At 65.5% G+C, this 17101-nt stretch carries 22 protein-coding genes; 15 read left to right on the forward strand and 7 right to left on the reverse strand.

The genetic code is table 11. From position 1 onward, the window contains the following. Positions 1 to 165: 165 nt before the first annotated feature. From LQD11_RS10070 to LQD11_RS10080, 3 genes are all read left to right on the forward strand, one after another. Positions 166 to 1476 carry an MFS transporter gene (locus LQD11_RS10070; RefSeq protein WP_238617427.1) on the forward strand — a complete coding sequence of 437 codons (1311 nt, stop codon included), beginning with the start codon at positions 166 to 168 and terminating at the stop codon, positions 1474 to 1476. 83 nt (positions 1477 to 1559) lie between these two features. Next, positions 1560 to 2042: a pantetheine-phosphate adenylyltransferase gene (gene coaD / locus LQD11_RS10075; RefSeq protein WP_238617428.1), complete on the forward strand. Its 483-nt coding sequence runs from the start codon at positions 1560 to 1562 to the stop codon at positions 2040 to 2042. A 68-nt stretch (positions 2043 to 2110) separates the two neighbouring features. Next, on the forward strand, positions 2111 to 2362 hold the full coding sequence (locus LQD11_RS10080) for a YfhL family 4Fe-4S dicluster ferredoxin (protein WP_008931013.1): 252 nt from the start codon (positions 2111 to 2113) through the stop codon (positions 2360 to 2362). A 123-nt stretch (positions 2363 to 2485) separates the two neighbouring features. On the opposite strand, the gene mutM is transcribed toward LQD11_RS10080, so the two are convergent. Together mutM and LQD11_RS10090 are read right to left on the reverse strand one after the other, a co-directional pair. After that, positions 2486 to 3304, reverse strand: a complete 819-nt coding sequence (gene mutM / locus LQD11_RS10085; protein WP_008931014.1) for a bifunctional DNA-formamidopyrimidine glycosylase/DNA-(apurinic or apyrimidinic site) lyase — start codon at positions 3302 to 3304, stop codon at positions 2486 to 2488. Beyond that, on the reverse strand, positions 3297 to 4286 hold the full coding sequence (locus LQD11_RS10090) for a chorismate transformation FkbO/Hyg5 family protein (protein ID WP_238617429.1): 990 nt from the start codon (positions 4284 to 4286) through the stop codon (positions 3297 to 3299). The genes mutM and LQD11_RS10090 overlap by 8 nt, the downstream gene beginning before the upstream one ends. 293 nt (positions 4287 to 4579) lie before the next feature. Here LQD11_RS10090 and LQD11_RS10095 point away from each other — a divergent pair, with 293 nt between their 5' ends. Next, positions 4580 to 5095 carry an Hsp20/alpha crystallin family protein gene (locus LQD11_RS10095; protein ID WP_238617430.1) on the forward strand — a complete coding sequence of 172 codons (516 nt, stop codon included), beginning with the start codon at positions 4580 to 4582 and terminating at the stop codon, positions 5093 to 5095. 6 nt (positions 5096 to 5101) lie between these two features. Continuing rightward, on the forward strand, positions 5102 to 5314 hold the full coding sequence (locus LQD11_RS10100) for a DUF6967 family protein (RefSeq protein WP_238617431.1): 213 nt from the start codon (positions 5102 to 5104) through the stop codon (positions 5312 to 5314). Between the two features lie 81 nt (positions 5315 to 5395). On the opposite strand, the gene rpmG is transcribed toward LQD11_RS10100, so the two are convergent. Both rpmG and rpmB read right to left on the reverse strand, forming a co-directional pair. Then, positions 5396 to 5563: a 50S ribosomal protein L33 gene (gene rpmG, locus LQD11_RS10105; RefSeq protein ID WP_008931018.1), complete on the reverse strand. Its 168-nt coding sequence runs from the start codon at positions 5561 to 5563 to the stop codon at positions 5396 to 5398. 12 nt (positions 5564 to 5575) lie between these two features. After that, entirely contained in the window at positions 5576 to 5812 is a 237-nt protein-coding gene (gene rpmB / locus LQD11_RS10110; RefSeq protein WP_008931019.1) for a 50S ribosomal protein L28, read from the reverse strand. A 128-nt stretch (positions 5813 to 5940) separates the two neighbouring features. Here rpmB and folB point away from each other — a divergent pair, with 128 nt between their 5' ends. After that, the gene (gene folB / locus LQD11_RS10115; RefSeq protein WP_008931020.1) at positions 5941 to 6297 is read left to right on the forward strand and encodes a dihydroneopterin aldolase; all 357 of its coding nucleotides are present in this window, start codon (positions 5941 to 5943) and stop codon (positions 6295 to 6297) included. Next, positions 6297 to 6788 carry a 2-amino-4-hydroxy-6-hydroxymethyldihydropteridine diphosphokinase gene (folK, locus tag LQD11_RS10120; protein WP_238617432.1) on the forward strand — a complete coding sequence of 164 codons (492 nt, stop codon included), beginning with the start codon at positions 6297 to 6299 and terminating at the stop codon, positions 6786 to 6788. The genes folB and folK overlap by 1 nt, the downstream gene beginning before the upstream one ends. A gap of 18 nt (positions 6789 to 6806) precedes the next feature. Here folK and LQD11_RS10125 read toward each other — a convergent pair whose 3' ends face one another. Next, positions 6807 to 7562 (reverse strand): pteridine reductase, encoded by a 756-nt coding sequence (locus tag LQD11_RS10125; RefSeq protein ID WP_338081485.1) that lies wholly within the window; start codon positions 7560 to 7562, stop codon positions 6807 to 6809. Positions 7563 to 7690: 128 nt separating this feature from the next. Here LQD11_RS10125 and LQD11_RS10130 point away from each other — a divergent pair, with 128 nt between their 5' ends. Then, complete coding sequence (locus LQD11_RS10130; RefSeq protein ID WP_238617433.1) at positions 7691 to 8881, forward strand: class I SAM-dependent methyltransferase; 1191 nt, start codon at positions 7691 to 7693, stop codon at positions 8879 to 8881. 10 nt (positions 8882 to 8891) lie between these two features. Here LQD11_RS10130 and LQD11_RS10135 read toward each other — a convergent pair whose 3' ends face one another. Together LQD11_RS10135 and LQD11_RS10140 are read right to left on the reverse strand one after the other, a co-directional pair. Beyond that, positions 8892 to 10139, reverse strand: coding sequence for a multifunctional CCA addition/repair protein (locus LQD11_RS10135; protein ID WP_238617434.1), 1248 nt, complete (start codon positions 10137 to 10139; stop codon positions 8892 to 8894). Between the two features lie 2 nt (positions 10140 to 10141). Continuing rightward, positions 10142 to 11080: a complex I NDUFA9 subunit family protein gene (locus LQD11_RS10140; protein ID WP_008931025.1), complete on the reverse strand. Its 939-nt coding sequence runs from the start codon at positions 11078 to 11080 to the stop codon at positions 10142 to 10144. 227 nt (positions 11081 to 11307) lie between these two features. Here LQD11_RS10140 and LQD11_RS10145 point away from each other — a divergent pair, with 227 nt between their 5' ends. The 7 genes from LQD11_RS10145 (at position 11308) to ruvA (ending at position 17092) form a co-directional block, all read left to right on the forward strand. Next, entirely contained in the window at positions 11308 to 12672 is a 1365-nt protein-coding gene (locus LQD11_RS10145) for an NAD-dependent succinate-semialdehyde dehydrogenase (RefSeq protein ID WP_238617435.1), read from the forward strand. A gap of 20 nt (positions 12673 to 12692) precedes the next feature. After that, positions 12693 to 13298 carry a DedA family protein gene (locus LQD11_RS10150; RefSeq protein WP_238617436.1) on the forward strand — a complete coding sequence of 202 codons (606 nt, stop codon included), beginning with the start codon at positions 12693 to 12695 and terminating at the stop codon, positions 13296 to 13298. A gap of 18 nt (positions 13299 to 13316) precedes the next feature. Continuing rightward, positions 13317 to 14660, forward strand: coding sequence for a BamA/TamA family outer membrane protein (locus tag LQD11_RS10155; protein WP_238617437.1), 1344 nt, complete (start codon positions 13317 to 13319; stop codon positions 14658 to 14660). Between the two features lie 17 nt (positions 14661 to 14677). After that, complete coding sequence (gene nudB, locus LQD11_RS10160) at positions 14678 to 15121, forward strand: dihydroneopterin triphosphate diphosphatase (RefSeq protein WP_338081486.1); 444 nt, start codon at positions 14678 to 14680, stop codon at positions 15119 to 15121. A gap of 104 nt (positions 15122 to 15225) precedes the next feature. Further along, a complete protein-coding gene (locus LQD11_RS10165) occupies positions 15226 to 15972 on the forward strand; it encodes a YebC/PmpR family DNA-binding transcriptional regulator (RefSeq protein ID WP_238617439.1) in 747 nt (248 codons plus the stop codon). Continuing rightward, positions 15969 to 16487, forward strand: coding sequence for a crossover junction endodeoxyribonuclease RuvC (gene ruvC, locus LQD11_RS10170; RefSeq protein WP_238617440.1), 519 nt, complete (start codon positions 15969 to 15971; stop codon positions 16485 to 16487). The genes LQD11_RS10165 and ruvC overlap by 4 nt, the downstream gene beginning before the upstream one ends. Beyond that, the gene (gene ruvA, locus LQD11_RS10175) at positions 16484 to 17092 is read left to right on the forward strand and encodes a Holliday junction branch migration protein RuvA (protein WP_238617441.1); all 609 of its coding nucleotides are present in this window, start codon (positions 16484 to 16486) and stop codon (positions 17090 to 17092) included. The genes ruvC and ruvA overlap by 4 nt, the downstream gene beginning before the upstream one ends. The last annotated feature ends 9 nt before the right edge of the window (positions 17093 to 17101 follow it).

Here is a 17101-nt window from a genome sequence, read left to right on the forward strand (position 1 = left end):
GAAGCCTCGTGGTGATGTGAATGTGGACACGATTTCATTGTCCTGCCCCCGCAACCGCCAGGTCAACCAGGGGAATGTTTCAGGTCGGGGCGAGGCGGTCGAGGCGCTGATGCGTTAATATGACAGGCTTCCCGGGCCTCGTGTCCGCCAGGGTCCCCTCACCCCATGAAACGGGCCTCATCCAAGGAAATCTTCGGCTGGGCGATGTTCGACTTCGCCAATCAGGCCTATACCCTGCTGATCATCACGGTGATCTTCGGGGACCTGTTCACCCGGGTGATCGTGGGGGATGCCCATTCGGACTACCGGCTCGGCAACCTGCTGTGGAGTATCGCCCTGGCGGTCAGTTATCTGCTGGTGGTGCTGTCCGGGCCGGTGGCGGGGGCCATCATGGACTTTTCCGCCGCCCGCAAGCGCTTTTTGTTCGCCAGTTATGTGCTCACCGTGGTCTCCACCTCCCTGCTGTATTTCGTCGCGCCCGGTTACATCTGGCTGGGCATGGCGCTGATCGTGGTATCCAATTTTGCCTATGCCATCGGCGAATCCTTCATCGCCAGTTTCCTGCCGGAGCTGGGGCCTCGCGAGGAACTGGGCTGGATCTCGGGGTTTGGCTGGGCGCTAGGCTATGTGGGCGGACTGGTGGCCACCGCCTTCGCCCTGGTGGCCCTGGGCGAGGTCAGCGAGGAAAACTTCGAGCGTATCCGCTGGGTGGGGCCATTTGCCGCCGTGTTCTTCCTGGTGGCGGCCATTCCCACCTTCCTGTGGCTGCGGGAACGGGGACGGGCCAGGCGTCTGCCGGGGTTGCGTCAGTACGTGGGTATCGGCTTTCGGCGGGTGAGGGCGACGCTCGGGGATCTGGCCCATTACCGCGATCTCACCATCCTCATGGTGTCGGTATTCTTCGCCATGGCCGGTATCTACATCATCATTTCCTTTACCTTCATCTATGGCGCCCAAGTGATCCAGTGGGATGAAAAGGTCCGGGTCTGGATGTTCATCACCGTCCAGCTCACGGCGGCGGCCGGTGCGCTGGCCTTCGGGTTTCTGCAGGACCGGGTGGGGGCCCGGCGCACCTATGTGGCTACCCTGAGTCTTTGGGTCGTCGCCGTGACCCTGATCTTCGCCACGCCCTGGCTGGGGCGTTTTCTTGACTTTGAAGCCCAGTATGTCTTCCTAGTGGTGGGGAGTGTGGCGGGACTGTGCCTGGGTTCCACCCAGTCGGCGGGGCGTGCCTTGGTGGGGGTGCTGTCGCCCCGGTCGCGGGCGGCGGAATTCTTCGGTTTCTGGGGGCTCTCCGGCAAGCTGGCGGCCATTGTCGGCCTGCTGGGGCTGGGGTTTCTACAGGTCCTGTTCGGGCTGCATCTGTCGATTCTGTTCTGCGCCCTGTTGTTCGGGCTGGCGCTGCTGGCGGCCCTGAGGCTGGACGAGACGCGGGGGCGGCGGGTGGCCGAGGCGAGGGAGTCCCGTCGCGGATAACATCGGAAACTTCTATTGCCGTAACATCCTGTTATCATCTCCCTCCCCGAAACGCCCGCGCCAATATTCCGGAATCCCAACCCATGACTGTGACCGTCGTTTATCCCGGGACTTTCGATCCCATTACCAACGGCCATGCCGATATCGTGCGTCGTGCCTGCCGGATGTTCGACAGGGTGCTGGTGGCGGTGGCGGCCAATCCCAGCAAACGGCCGGTTTTTACCCTGGATGAGCGGGTGGCGCTGGCGCGCACCGTACTGGCGGACATGGGCGACAAGGTGGAAGTGAAGGGCTTTTCCGGCCTGCTGGCGGAGTTCGCCGCCGCCAACGATTCGCGGGTTCTGCTGCGGGGATTGCGTGCCGTGTCCGATTTCGAGCACGAATTCCAGCTGGCCAGCATGAACCGTCACCTGTCCCCGGACCTGGAGACCGTGTTCCTGACGCCGGCGGAGGAATATGCCTTCATATCCTCAAGTCTGGTGCGGGAAGTTGCCATGCTGGGCGGCGATGTTTCACACTTCGTTGCCGATAGCGTCAAGGCTGCGTTGATTGATCGCTTGCGCTAAACTGTGCGGTCAAGCGCTGAACGCCATATATAACTACATGTGATTGAGTTTGAAGAGGAAAGTGCATTATGGCCCTGATGATTACCGATGAATGCATCAACTGCGACGTGTGTGAGCCGGAGTGCCCCAACGGCGCGATTTCCCCGGGCGATGAGATCTACGTGATCGACCCGGCGCTGTGCACCGAGTGCGTGGGCCACTTTGATGCACCCCAGTGCGTGGAGGTCTGCCCGGTGGACTGCATTCCCCTGGACCCGGACAACCAGGAGACTCAGGACGAACTCATGGCCAAGTTCAAGCGCATCACCGGCGCAGCTTGATCAAGCCGGAAGTTCCTTGATACGACAAGGGGACCCCTCGGGTCCCCTTGTCGTATCCGCGTCGTATCCACGCATCATCCTTGCCCTGTCATTGCCTTTTCTTCCCCGGGCGCCGGGGCGTGCTCAGCGCTCCTGACAGTGCGGGCAGTAGAACGTCGATCGCTGTCCCACCACCACCTGCCGAATTGCCGTGCCGCAACGCAGGCAGGGTAGCCCCGCCCGGCCATAGACCCGCAACTGCTGGCTGAAATAGCCGTGGCTGCCGTCCTCGTGCACGAAGTCCCTGAGCGTGGTGCCTCCCTGTTCAATGGATGCCGTCAGCACGGCACGGATCGCCTCCACCAGTCTGAAGGCCTCGGCCCGGGTGATCCGCCCCGCGGCCCGACGGGGACGGATGCCCGCCAGGAACAGGGATTCGGAGGCATAGATGTTGCCCACCCCCACCACCACATGGCTGTCCATGATCAGGCTCTTGATGGCGGTTCGACGCCGGCGCGTTTGCCGGTGGAGGTAGTCGCCGTCAAACTGATCCCCCAGGGGTTCCGGCCCCAGTTCCGCCAGCAGGGGGTGGGGACCTTCCCGGGGATCGAAGCAGAGCAGCGCGCCGAAACGACGGGGGTCATGGAGGCGCAGGGTCTTGCCCGAGTCCAGCGCCAGATCCACATGGTCATGGAGACGGGGAGGGCTGTCATTCTCGACGATGCGAAGGCTGCCGGACATGCCCAGGTGCACGAGCAGGGTGATGTCGCCGCAATCCAGCAGCAGGTACTTGCCGCGTCGGTCCACGCCGTGGATACGTCGCTCAAGGATCTGCCGTGGGAGACTGTCCGGTATCGGCCAGCGCAGGCGGGGCTGGCGCACGACCACTCCGGTGATCCGGCGACCGGTGAGGTGGGGCTCGATCCCGCGCCGGGTGGTTTCCACCTCCGGCAGTTCAGGCATACAGGCCTTCGATCTCCACCAGCAGGTCATCCCGGCAAATGTCGCCGCGCAGGTAGACGGCCGGCGCTCGGTCGCCCAGGGTCGCCTCCAGGCGGGCCTTGATGGCAGCGGTATCTTCCGCGTGGCGGACGTAGACCTTGAGCATGGACAGGTCGCCCGGGTCGCCGACCCGGTTGCTGATGTCCTCGCCGGCCGAGCGGATCAGCGCGCGCAGGTTTTCGATGATCTCGTCCAGCTGGGTGAGGACATCCGTGTGCAGGGTCTCGTGACCGACGATGCTGGCGGTGCCGGAGATGTAAAGATGGGCCCGGTCGGGCCAGCGCTTGAGGGTGGCGCGGGAGAAGGAGGGGCTTTTGGGCCCGTAGCGGCGCGGGTAATGGAAGGCGCTCACCTGGCGAGGGTTCTCGATCTGGACCCCTGGCTCGCGCCCCGCCAGGAAATAGACCAGTAGGCCCGGTGCCGTGGTGCCGATGGCGGTGGCCGCGGGCAGCTCCCCTTCCGTCAGCGGTACCCGTTCCAGGGCGCGGTGCCGTCCCAGGCAGAAGGCCTGGTAGCGATCCAGTCCTTCCGCTTCCTGATGCAGGTTCGGGAAGTAGTTCCAGATCCGCAGCAGGTGGGGAAAGCCCCGGCCGCGGTGAAAGGCCAGCAGGCGGTCATAGGCATGCTCGGCGGCCTGGTTCATGTCGTGGTTGAAATCCGCTTCGTTCAGCAGGATCCACCCGAACAGGACCTTGTCGGTCCGGCTGTAGCCCACGCCGTCCTCGAAACCGGCGGCAACCGGTTCATCCGCCAGCCACAGCTCCGGTGGTACGGGCTCGACCAGGGGGGGGAGGGCCACGGTCAGTTCCATGGGGCGTGCGGGGTCCGCGCGGTTTTCCCGGCCGAAGCGGATCAGGGCAAGGCGGCAGGGGTCCTGCGGCGGAACTTGCGCTTCGTGCTGGAAACGAATGGTCAGGGGTCTGGAAAGGGGGTTTTGCGCCATGGAGCTATGTTATCGGATCATCCGGCTTCGTCGTATCATGAATTCCATGAAAAGGCCCGCGCGGATACCCGGGGTGCTCGTGTCGACGCCGTCCGACACGATCCGGCGGGTGTGCGCATGAGGCCCTGGAACAGGCAACTTGCAAGGCATCCGGGAACTTTACCATTTTCGGCCCCGGGATGTGTTTCGGCGTGTGCCGTTATGGATGCAGCGGTCGTGATTCTGTTCTAAAAGACACCACAAGCCCTGCTCCCGTCAGAGGAGAAGGCGAATCAACCGAGGAGGAGAAGGACATGTCCAGTCTGCGTCAGTTACGTCAGGGTATGAGTGAGGCCTGGGACAGTCTGCTGGAGGGGTGGCAACGGCTCTACGGTCGCGCCGCCGGTGCCATTACCCGCTTCAGTGTCGGGGAGCGCGGCAGTCGGGGAGGGGAGGCCGAAGATCGGGACGAGCATGAACTCATGGCCCGCAGCGTGGGCTGGGGGGTCATGGCCGCCGAGGTATTCGACGACGACGACAAGGTGGTGGTGCGCCTGGAGGCCCCGGGCATGGACAAGGCCGCCTTCGACATTCAGGTGATCGACGACCATTTGGTGATCCGCGGCGAGAAGAGCGTGCAGAAGGAGCATACCCACGGGCGCTACCACATCGCCGAGTGCGCCTACGGCCGTTTTGAACGGGCCATTCCCCTGCCTGGCCCGGTGGAAACGGATCAGGCCAGGGCTTCCTACGAGCATGGGGTGCTGCGCATCGAGCTGCCGCGCCTTTCGGTCCGGGTGGGGCGTCGTATCCCGGTGAACGTGGGGTAGGTCGCCTTGGAACAGATTCCGGCCCCCATGGGGGAGGTGATCGAACTGCGGCAGGTGCTGCACGAGTCCGGTGTGCCCCTGTTGCGGGTCCTGATCAGGGACGGCGGGCGCTACACCCATCTGGACCTGGATCCGGCCACGGCGGATCGCTGGGGCCGTGTGATGCAGGTCTGGGCCCGGGAGGCGGTGGAGCGGTTGGGCGAGCGTCCGGAAGAATAGGAAAGTGCACGAGGCCCGACAGTCGGGCCTCGTGCACAGGACCTCGCCGGGGCGAGGCCATCAGCCAGGTCGTGCCGGGTACTACTTGATCTTGGCTTCCTTGTACATCACGTGCTGGCGCACGACGGGATCAAACTTCTTGATCTCCATCTTGTCGGGCATGTTGCGCTTGTTCTTGGTGGTGGTGTAGAAGTGGCCGGTTCCGGCGCTGGACACCAGGCGGATCTTTTCGCGAACACCTTTTGCCATGGTTGCGTCTCCTTAGACCTTTTCGCCGCGGGCGCGCAGCTCGGCGAGGACCGCATCGATCCCCTTCTTGTCAATGATGCGCATGCCCTTGCTGCTGGTCCGGAGCTTGACGAAGCGATTTTCGCTCTCGACCCAGAAGCGGTGTTCATGCAGATTGGGAAGGAAGCGACGCTTGGTCTTGTTGTGGGCGTGGGATACGTTGAACCCAGACACTGGACGCTTACCCGTAATTTGACAGACTCGGGCCATTGGATATTCTCCGGAAAAACCAGGCTGATTTGAATAAAGCCGGGAACGATAGCAGAAGGGGGGGGAAGTCTCAAGCCTGAAGGCGGGTCCCTTCCCTGTGCCCCGGCATGCCTTTATAGTCGCCTCCCATGGATATCGTCTACATTCGCGACCTCAGGGTCAAAACCACGGTCGGCATCTTCGACTGGGAACAAAGCATCCAGCAGACCGTGCGTCTGGACCTGGAACTGGGCTGCGATATCCGCAAGGGCGCGCACAGTGACCACATCGAGGATGTGCTGAATTACAAGGAAGTGGCCAAGCGGGTGATCGAACTGGTGGAAGGCAATCAACGCCGGCTGGTGGAGGCCATGGCCGAGGATATCGCCGGGATGATCATGAGGGAATTTTCCGTGCCCTGGCTCCGGCTCACCCTGGGCAAGCCCGGGGCGGTGCGGGGGGCCTCGGAAGTGGGCGTCACCATCGAGCGGGGTGCGCGGAACTGATGCGGCGTCGGGCTTACATCAGTATCGGTACCAATGTGGATCGAGAGCGCCATGTCAGGGCCGCGGTGGATGAACTCGGGACCGCCTTCGGCCCGGTGGACGTTTCTCCGGTGTATGAGACGGGGTCCGTCGGATTTGCCGGGCGTGCGTTCTATAACCTGGCGGCGGCGGTGGATACCCCATTGCCACCGGCGTCTCTGGTGGCCTGCTTCAAGGCCATCGAGGATCGGTATGGTCGTCAGCGGGGCGGAGATCCCTATTCGGACCGCACCCTGGATCTGGATCTTCTGCTGCTGGGGGACTGCATTCTGGAATCCGGGCGTCTGCACCTGCCCCGGCGGGAAATCACCCGCCATGCTTTCGTGCTCAGACCGTTGGCGGACCTGGCCCCTGATCTGGAGCACCCGATATTGAAGCAGACCATGGCGGTGCTCTGGGCCGGGTTCGATGATCCCGATCAGTGGCTAAGGCCGGTGGATTTTCCCTGGTAGCCGCCACCCACCGGCGACCTATTGCGCCGTGGTGCGTCCGCCGTCCACCGCGATCACCTGCCCGGTGATGTAATCCGCGTCACGGATCAGGAACAGGGCGGTGCGGGCGATGTCGTCCGGGCCGCCTTCCCGCTTGAGGGCGGTGCGCTGGATCATCTCCTCATGGCTGGCCGCGTTTTCCTCCGCCTCGGGCCACAGGATCGCTCCCGGTGCAATCCCGTTCACCCGAACCCGGGGTCCCAGTTCCCGCGCCAGCGACTGGGTGAGCAGCCAGAGTCCGGCCTTGGCTGCGCAGTACACCGGATAGTCCTTGAGCGGGCGCAGGGCATGGATGTCGACGATGTTGATGATGCAGCCGCCCCGCTCCGTCAGGGCCGGCGCCAGGGCCTGGGACAGGAACAGGGGGGCCTTCAGGTTGGTGCCCATGAGATCGTCCCACTGGGCCTCGGTGATGCCGCCCAGCGGGGTGGGGTAGAAGGTGGAGGCATTGTTGATCAGCACGTCCAGGCCACCGAAGGCCGCAACCGCCTCCCGGGCCAGTCGCTCCGGTGCGCCCGGTTTCAGCAATTCTCCCCCCACCAGTCTCACGGAGTTCGGCCGCCGGGCTTCCAGCGCCTTTTGAAGGGCGAGGGCATCGTCGCTGGAACGCCGATAATGGATGACCAGATTCATGCCCTGGGCGTGCAGGCGGCGCGCCATGCAGGCGCCGATGCGCCGGGCGCCGCCAGTGATGAACACGGTTTTGCCTTGAAGTGACGGTGTCTCTTGTTCCACGCTGCTTCCTTCTGCCTGTGTGATGATCCGGCGCCATGAGGGGGCGGCCGCGGTATCCGTGTGGCCCCTCTCGTGGTCGGGTTAAGTTAACCTAACCCTCCTGTCCGACTTTATCAAAAGCTTCGACGATGCCGCTGACCAAGGATTCCCGACTGCCTTCACCCGCGCCCGAGGCCCTGGCCCTGAGTGAGCGCCTGTTGCAGAGGATGCGGCACGAGAGTCGCGCCACCGGGAACTGGCTGTCTTTTCATCGCTACATGGAACTGGCCCTGTACGCCCCCGGCCTGGGTTATTACGCGGCGGGCAGCCACAAGCTGGGCGCGGCCGGGGACTTTGTCACCGCGCCGGAGATCTCCCCCCTGTTCGGTGATTGCATGGCCCGTCAGTGCGCCCAGGTACTGGACGCCCTGGGGGGTGGGGAGATCCTGGAGTTCGGGGCCGGTACCGGCCGGTTGGCGGCCCGGGTGCTGGACACCCTGGCCGGGATGGATGCACTGCCGGACCGTTATCTGATCCTGGAGACCAGTCCGGATTTGCGGGAGCGTCAGCAGGCCGCCCTGTCCACCTTGCCGCGGGCATTGTCGAGCCGGGTCCGCTGGCTGGATGCCATGCCCGAGCCCGCCGGCTTCCGGGGGGTGATGCTGGCCAACGAGGTGCTCGACGCCATGCCGGTGGAGCTGTTCGTCTGGCGCAAGGACGGGGTGCTGAGCCGGGGGGTGCAGGTGTCGGCCTCGGGTCTGGAATGGGCCGACCGGCCCGCCGATGCCCGGCTGGCGCGGCAGGTGAGGTCACTGTACCAGGGGGTGGACGAGTCCTGGGGGGAGGGGTATCTGTCGGAATTCAACCCGGGGCTGGCCCCCTGGCTGGCGGCGGTGTCCGGGGCCATGGCGGCCGGGGTGCTGCTGCTGGTGGACTACGGTTATCCCCGACGGGAGTATTACAGTGCCGAGCGGCGTCAGGGCACCCTGATCGCCCATTACCGCCATCGCATGCTGGAGCACCCCTTGCTGTGGCCGGGGTTGATGGACATCACCGCCAACGTGGACTTCTCGGCGGTGGCCGAGGCCGGTGCCGCGGCGGATCTGTCCCTGCTGGGCTACACCAGCCAGGCCTGGTTTCTGTTCGGCACGGGACTGGAGGCGGCCTTTCAGGCCCGTTGCTCCGAGGATCTCAAGACCCAACTGACGCTGGCCTCCCAGGTGCGCATGCTCACCCTGCCGGGAGAGATGGGGGAACGGTTTCAGGTCATGGCCCTGGGCCGGGGGGTGGAGATGCCCCTGATGGGGTTTGCCCTGCAGGATCTGAGTCACCGCCTCTGACCCGGACGATTCAGGGATCGCCGGCGGCCTGGGCCTCGTGGGCCTGCTTGAGTTCGGTCAGTGCCGCGATGCGCAACCGGCGCAGCGCCTGGGTGATGGCCTGTCCCTTGAGGCCCTGGGCCACCAGTTCCCGGGCCTGGATGTCCAGGCAGCGGGCATGGGCCCGGCGGACATAGTCGGCCTGGGGATAGGGCCGTTCCTCGAACCCGGTCCGGCCCCGGTAATCGGCCTCGCAGGCCAGCAGGATCCCTTCCACGCGCTCGGGTCGACGATAGGCGTCCAGTCCTTCCAGGGTCTTGGCCAGGGTGTCCGGGCGCAGCTCGAAGACCCGGTGCATGTGGCCGTGATAGCCAGCCACCAGTCGGGCCAGTTCCCGGTAGCGGTTGGGGATGCGGTAGCGGTCACAGAGCTGGTCGATCAGCACCACACCCCGTTGCTCATGGCCATGGTGGCTGGGCAGGATGTCCCGGGGGGTGTTGCCCTTGCCCAGGTCATGGGTGAGGGCGGCGAATCGTACCACCGGGTCCCCGGACAGCCGCTCGGCCTGGTCCAGCACCATGAAGGTATGGACACCGGTATCCACCTCCGGGTGATGTCGGGGGGGCTGGGGGACGCCGTAGAGGCGCTCCAGTTCGGGGAACAGCACGGCCAGCGCGCCGCATTCCCGCAGCACCTGGAAGAACCGGGAGGGGCCGGGGCCCGCCAGTGCCCGTTCCGTCTCCTGCCAGACCCGTTCCGGCACTAGGGCATCCACCTCGCCGGCGGCCACCATGCGGCGCATCAGATCCATGGTCTCGGGCGCGACGGTAAAGCCCATGGGGCCGAGGCGGGCAGCGAAGCGGGCCACCCGCAGGATCCGGACCGGATCCTCGGCAAAGGCCGGGGAGACATGGCGTAGCCGTCGTGCCTGAAGGTCCGCCTGACCGCCGAAGGGGTCGATGAGCCGGCCCTGGTCATCCTGGGCCATGGCATTGATGGTCAGATCCCGCCGTTCAAGATCCTCTTCCAGGGTGACATCCGGCGCCGCATGGACCTCGAATCCCCGGTAACCGGGGGCGGTCTTGCGCTCGGTACGGGCCAGGGCATGTTCTTCGTGGGTCCGCGGGTGCAGGAAGACGGGGAAATCCCGCCCCACCTGCCGGTAACCCCCGGCCAGCATCTCCTCCACCGTGGCGCCCACGACCACCCAGTCCCGCTCCCGCACCGGCAGTCCCAACAGGGCATCCCGGATCGCGCCGCCGACCAGATAGATGTCCATGGTCAGCGCGGCCCGCTGCGCAGGCGCTGCAGCCGGGCATGGCGTTCCCGATCACCCAGGTAACCAGGGACGATGGCCTCGATGGCGGTGGGGCAGCCGCCGCCGCCGCGGCAGACGCTGTCCCGACTCATGGAATGGTAGTTATCCAGGCTGAAGGGCTTGCCGGGGACGTATTCCATGATCCGGGCCTGCCACAGGGACAGACCCTCCGACAGGCCCAGGATCAGGCGGCGGCGGGCCATGACCTGGGCGGTATAGCTCACCAGCTCCTTCAGGGTGTAGACGGAGGGGCCGCACAGCTCGATGCGCTGGCCCCAGGTGCCACGGTCTTCCAGGGCATCGACAAAGTGCTGTGCCACGTCACCCACGTAGACCGGCGCGAAGCGGGCGTCGGGGCAGGCCAGGGGCAGGACGGGACTCAGCCGCAACAGGCCGGCGAAACGGTTGAAGAAGCTGTCCGTGGGGCCGAAGATCACCGAGGGCCGGAAGCTGGTGACCCGCACGTTGCCCGCCATGGTATGGACGATATTTTCCGCTTCGCCCTTGGTGCGCAGATAGTGGCTGGGGCCGCTGGCCGCGTCCGCATTCAGGGCGCTCATGTGCAGCAGGCGCTTCACCCCGGCCTCCCGGGCGCATTCAATCACCTTGCGGGCCAGATCCACATGGGCATGACGGAAGCCGCTGCCGTCCCGTCCCCGTTCGTTCAGGATGCCCACCAGGTTGATGACCCCGTCGCAGTCGCTGAAATGCTGCCGCAGGACCCGCGGGTCGTGGCAGTCCGCCTCCACCAGTCGTACCCCGGGGACCACCAGGAGATGCCGGTGACGGCTGACATGGCGGGTGATGACCTTGACCTGGCGGCCGCCGCCGGCCAGTCGTGCCACGACGTGGGTACCCACGAAGCCGGTGCCCCCCAGGACACATATCGTCCGGATGTTCATTGTTCGAATTGTCCTATATGACGAATGCATGCAAGCGCCGTCGAGTGCTGTGATCTGGATTGTGCCCGTGCCGGACATGGGGTCGACCCGCCGGGGACACTATTCCCCTTGCCGATGTCCAACCCGTGAATGCCCGGAACAGGCCCCGTTGATCCTGCAAACAAGCTCCTGTTCCAGGGCTGAATATACTATTGTATGCGCCCTCTGCATCCAAAGGAGTTCCCCCAGTGCCCCTGAGTTCCGTCAATCCCGCCAACGGTTCCGTGCTGCACGTGTTCGAGACCTGGGACCGGCCGCGCATTGACAAGGCCTTGAGTCAGGCCGCCCGCATCGTCCCCGAGTGGCGCGAGATCCCCCTGGATCAGCGTGCCGGACTGGTGCGTCAGGCCGCCCATGTGCTGCGTCATCGCCGGGATCATTTTGCCGTCATGATGACCCAGGAAATGGGCAAGCTGGTGACCGAGTCCCGGGCCGAGGTCGACCGCTGCGCCCTGGTCTGCGACTACTATGCCGATCATTCCGCCGAATTTCTGGCTGATGAACCCATGGCCGCCGGTGAACTCGACGCCCGGGTGGTATTCCAGCCCCTGGGCACCATTCTGGGCGTGATGCCCTGGAACTTCCCCTTCTGGCAGGTGTTCCGGTTTGCCGCGCCGGCGCTGATGGCGGGCAACACGGTGTTGCTCAAGCATGCCTCCAACGTACCCCGCTGCGCCCTGGCCATTGAAGAGGTCTTTCGCGACGCCGGATTCCCCGCGGGCGCCTTCCAGACCCTGATGATCACCTCGGATGAGGTGGGCCGCGTGATCGAGGACCGTCGCGTCCACGGCGTCACCCTGACCGGCAGCGAGGCCGCCGGGCGGGCCGTGGCCGCCGTCGCCGGCGGCGTGCTCAAGCCCTGTGTCCTGGAACTGGGCGGGTCCGATCCCTTCGTGGTGCTGGAAGACGCCGACCTGGACCGGGCGGTGGAGCAGGCGGTGGTGTCCCGTTATCGCAACGCGGGCCAGAGTTGCATTGCCGCCAAGCGTTTCATCCTGGTGCCTCAGGTGGTGGACGGTTTCCTGTCTCGGCTCAAGGATGCGGTGGCGGCGATTCGTCCGGGAGATCCGATGAAGGAGGACTCCGGCATCGCCCCCATGGCCAGAACGGATCTGCGTGATGAGTTGCACCAGCAGGTGCGGGATTCCATTGCCGAAGGCGCGATCCCCGTCATGGGCTGTGAGCCGCTGCCGGGCAAGGGGGCCTGGTATGCCCCCTCCATCCTGGATCGGGTGGTGCCCGGTACCCGGGCCTATGACGAGGAGATCTTCGGGCCGGTGGCCTGCATCCTGCGGGCGGAGGACGAAGACGACGCCCTGCGTCTGGCCAACGACACCCGTTTCGGTCTGGGGGGCAGCGTATGGACCCGTGACGTTGCCCGGGGGGAGGCGTTTGCCCGTGGCCTGGCCTGCGGCAGTGCCTTCGTCAATGCCATGGTGAAGAGCGATCCGCGCCTGCCTTTCGGCGGCATCAAGGATTCCGGCTTTGGCCGGGAACTGGCCCGTCCCGGCATTCGCACCTTCATGAACGCCAAGACCCTGGTCATTCGCTGATCCGTGTCTGAGCCCGCGCCATGGATGTGACCGATCTGGTGGGTGATGCCATCCAGACCTATGGCTACTGGGCCCTGGGTCTGTTCCTGATTGTGCTGGCCCCGGAAGCCCTCATGCCCTTCGCCGGCTTCCTGGCCCATGAGGGCATGCTGGGACTCTGGTGGGCGGTGCTGGCGGGAAGTCTGGGCGGCACCCTGGGCTCCACGCTGATTTACCTGGTGGCGCGCCGGGTGGGTGAGGCCCGGGTCCGCGTCATGCTGCGGCGTCGCGGCCGCTGGCTGCTGGTGCGGGAGTCGGATCTGGACGGGGTGCTGGCGACCTATGGTCGGCACGGTACCTGGATCGTGGCGGGCGGCCGTCTGATTCCCACCGTGCGCAGCCTGGTGTCCATCCCCGCCGGCCTGCTGCCCATGCCCCTGGCCCGTTTCGTCGGTCTGACCTTCCTGGGCACCTTCGCCTGGAATACGGTACTGGCACTGACCGGCTACGCCCTGGGCGCCAAGTGGAGTCTGCTGGAGCCCTACCTGGGCTTCTATGGCTCCCTGGTCTTCGTGTTAGTGTTGGTGATTGTGGTCATCTTTGTGGCCAGGCGTCTGGGAGAGAGCTGGCGTGACGGTGACGGGTGACCGGTGGGGCGGGAGTGAATGATCAGGACGTGGCGGCGCATGGTGGCCGGGCTTTGTATCCTGCTGGTCGTGTTTTTGGGCGCGGCCGGCGAGGCCGGCGCGGCCGGGTTACCCGATGATGCTTCGGTGCTTTCCGCCGCACATCAGGGGATGGTGATTTCCGACATCCGTTTTGAAGGCCGGCGCATCACAAGGGAGTCCGTACTGCTGCAGGAAATCGTGCTCGGGGCCGGGGATATCCTGGATGTCCGTCAACTGGAGCGTGACCGTCAGGCCATCATGAACCTGGGGCTGTTCAAGTCCGTGACGACCCGGACCGAGGAGGAGGGCGGCGAGGTCCGGGTGACCTATCTGCTGGAGGAAAAGTACTATCTTTTCCCCCTGCCGCGACTGAGTCGGACCTCCGACGGGGACCTGCGTTTTGGGGGCGAACTGCGTTTTGACAACCTGTTGGGACTCAACCAGGAATTGCGCATCCTGGCCGAGTGGGAGGATGCCGGTAATGACACCACCGAAGAGGAGTCCCGCACCCTGAGCGTGGACTACGACATTCCCCGGCTACCCTGGACCGCCTGGGGGCTGGGTATTTCCTTCAAGGACCAGTACACCCTGGAATCCGAGTCCGACGACGGCGAATACGGGGCGCATCGGGAAGATGCCCGCCAAGTGGGGCTCTCCATCAGTCGCTGGCTGGATCGCCGCGGCCCCAGTGCCGGCTGGCGGGCGGGTTTGGGCATTAGCTGGGACAGCCGGCGCTATCGCGCCCGGGAGGAAGGCGTGCCCATCCCCCGGGACGGCGAGGACGTGAGCTGGTCGGGCAGTCTGACCTTTTCCGAGGTCAACGACCTGGGGGTGAGACGGGAGGGGGTCGCCTATGGGGCGCGGTTTTCCTGGGGTAGCGACGTCCTCGGGGCCGGGCGCTCCCATCAGCGTCTGGATCTGTTCTATCGCGCCTATCGCCCCCTGCGTGATGATCCCCTGACCGCCAACTTGAATTATCAGGCCCGTTTCGGCATTGCCAGCGGCACGCCTTTCGGTGACGAGGCCTATGCCCTGGGAGGCGGCGGCAATCTGCGAGGCTATCCCCGGGACTACCGGGAAGGCGACGTATTCATGCTGTTGAACGTGGAGTATCTGCGACCGGTCATGGGCAATACCGCACTGCGCGGCGTGGGCTTCATGGACCTGGGCGGTGTCTGGGCGCGGGACGATATCGATCTCTCGGACATCCATGGCAGTGCGGGCCTTGGCATGCGCGTCAACCTGCGCTGGTTCGTGCGGACCCATCTACGCCTGGATTACGGCTATGCCTTCACCACCGGCGAGACCCGGGTCTATGCCGGTACCAGCCATACCTTCTGAGCGACGGGGTGATTGCCGTGACGGGATTCAAGCGCCCTGAATCGGTGCTGGTGGTGGTCCATGCCCGGGACGGGCAGGTACTCATGCTGCGCCGCCGTCGGCCCGATGACTTCTGGCAGTCCGTCACCGGTAGCCTGGAGTGGGGGGAGACGCCCCTCCAGGCCGCTTGCCGCGAGCTGCAGGAAGAAACCGGTCTGCCCGCGGACGGGCTGAAGGATCACCATCATCAGGTCCGCTTCCCCATCGTCCCTCCCTGGCGGTCGCGCTACGCCCCCGACGCGGAGGACAACCTGGAGCACCGGTTCAGCCTGCCCCTGGCGGCCCCGGTCCCGATCCGCCTGAACCCGACCGAGCATCTGGAATTCTGCTGGTTGCCCCGGGCCGAGGCGGCCCGTCTGGCCACCTCATGGAGCAATGCCCGGGCGATCCTGGAGGTCGTCCCCGCACTGCCCGGCGCGTGAAGGTCCCCGCGGAGACGGCCAAGGCTTTGCGGTGCATCGGTGCCGCTATTCCAGTATCCTTTTCGCCCCGTCTTTTTCGAACGAACCAGACAACGAGACTTCACATGGCCGGACATAGTAAGTGGGCGAATATCCAGCATCGCAAGAATGCCCAGGACGCCAAGCGCGGCAAGCTCTTCACCAAGCTCATCAAGGAGATCACCGTGGCCGCCCGCATGGGCGGGTCCGATCCGGCCACCAACCCCCGGTTGCGCCTGGCGGTGGACAAGGCCCTGGACGCCAACATGACCAAGGACACCATCGAGCGGGCCACCAAGCGGGGTGCCGGTGAGCTGGAGGGCGTCAACTACGAGGAGCTGCGCTACGAGGGCTACGGCCCGGGCGGTGTGGCCATCATGGTGGATTGCATGACCGACAACCGCAATCGCACCGTCTCCGAAGTGCGCCACGCCTTCAGCAAGTGCGGCGGCAACCTGGGTACCGACGGTTCGGTGGCCTACCTGTTCGAGAAGACCGGCATCCTCAGCTATCCCGCCGGCAGCGACGAGGAGCGGGTCATGGAAGCCGCCCTGGAGGCCGGTGCCAATGACGTGCTGGTGAGCGATGACGGTGCCATCGACGTGCTGACCAGCCCCGAGGACTACGACGCCGTGCGCGACGCCATGACCGAAGTCGGCCTCAAGCCCGAGCGCAGCGAAGTCACCATGCGCGCCGCCACCGGCAGCAGCGTGGATGACACGGACACGGCCAAGGCCCTGCTCAAGCTGCTGGACATGCTGGATGATCTGGACGACGTGCAGAACGTCTACACCAACGCCGACTTCCCCGACGAGGTCATGCAGGCCCTGTGACGGCACCTATTCGCATCCTGGGGATCGACCCGGGCTCGGTGGTTACCGGCTACGGCATCGTCGATACCGATGGCCGTCGCAGCACCCACGTGGACAGCGGCTGTATCCGGGTCAGGGGCGAGGATCTGCCCACCCGATTGGGCCATATCCTGACCGCGGTCACCGAACTGGTGGGCCGCCACCAGCCCCAGGTGATGGCCATTGAACAGGTCTTCGTCTCCCGCAACGCCGCCTCCGCCCTCAAGCTGGGGCAGGCACGGGGAGCGGCCATCTGCGCGGCGGTGCAGGGCGGGTTGTCCGTGGCCGAGTATGCCCCCCGCTCCATCAAGCAGGCGGTGGTCGGGACCGGCGCCGCCGACAAGACCCAGATGCAGCACATGGTCACCATGATCCTGGGGCTGGCCGCCAAGCCCGCCGCCGATGCCGCCGATGCCCTGGCGGTGGCCCTGTGCCACGCCCACACCCAGGCCACCCTGTCCCGCTTGCCGGCGGGGTATGTGAGGAGATCCCGATGATCGGACGACTGCGCGGCGTGCTGATCCACAAACAGCCGCCCCATCTGATGCTGGACGTGCAGGGCGTGGGCTACGAGCTGGAGGCCCCCCTGTCCACCTTCTATGACCTGCCGGCGGAAGGGGTCGAGGTGACCTTGCATACCCATCTGCATGTGCGCGAGGATGCCCATGTCCTCTACGGTTTTGCCGGTGCCCAGGAGCGGGCCCTGTTTCGCAGCCTGATCCGGGTCAACGGGGTCGGCGCCAAGATGGCCCTGGCCATCCTCTCGGGCATGACCACCGAGGCCTTCAGCCGCTGCGTGATGGACAATGACATCACCCAGCTCACCCGCCTGCCGGGTATTGGCCGCAAGACGGCGGAACGGCTGGTGATCGAGATGCGTGACCGGGTGGCGGCGCTGGGGGAAGGGGCATTCCTGCCCGGTGTGACCGGCGGCGGCGCGCCGGCGCGTCCGGCGGACCCGGTCTCCGACGCGGTGGCGGCCCTTATCTCCCTGGGCTACAAGCCCCAGGAGGCCAGCCGCCTGGTCAGTCTGGTGGAAGAGGAGGCCCGTACCAGCGAAGAGCTGATCCGGCTGGCCCTCAAGTCCACCCTCAACAAGTAGTGATGTGAC

Source organism: Ectothiorhodospira shaposhnikovii, from assembly GCF_022227765.1.
In the GTDB taxonomy this organism is placed as follows: Bacteria; Pseudomonadota; Gammaproteobacteria; order Ectothiorhodospirales; family Ectothiorhodospiraceae; genus Ectothiorhodospira.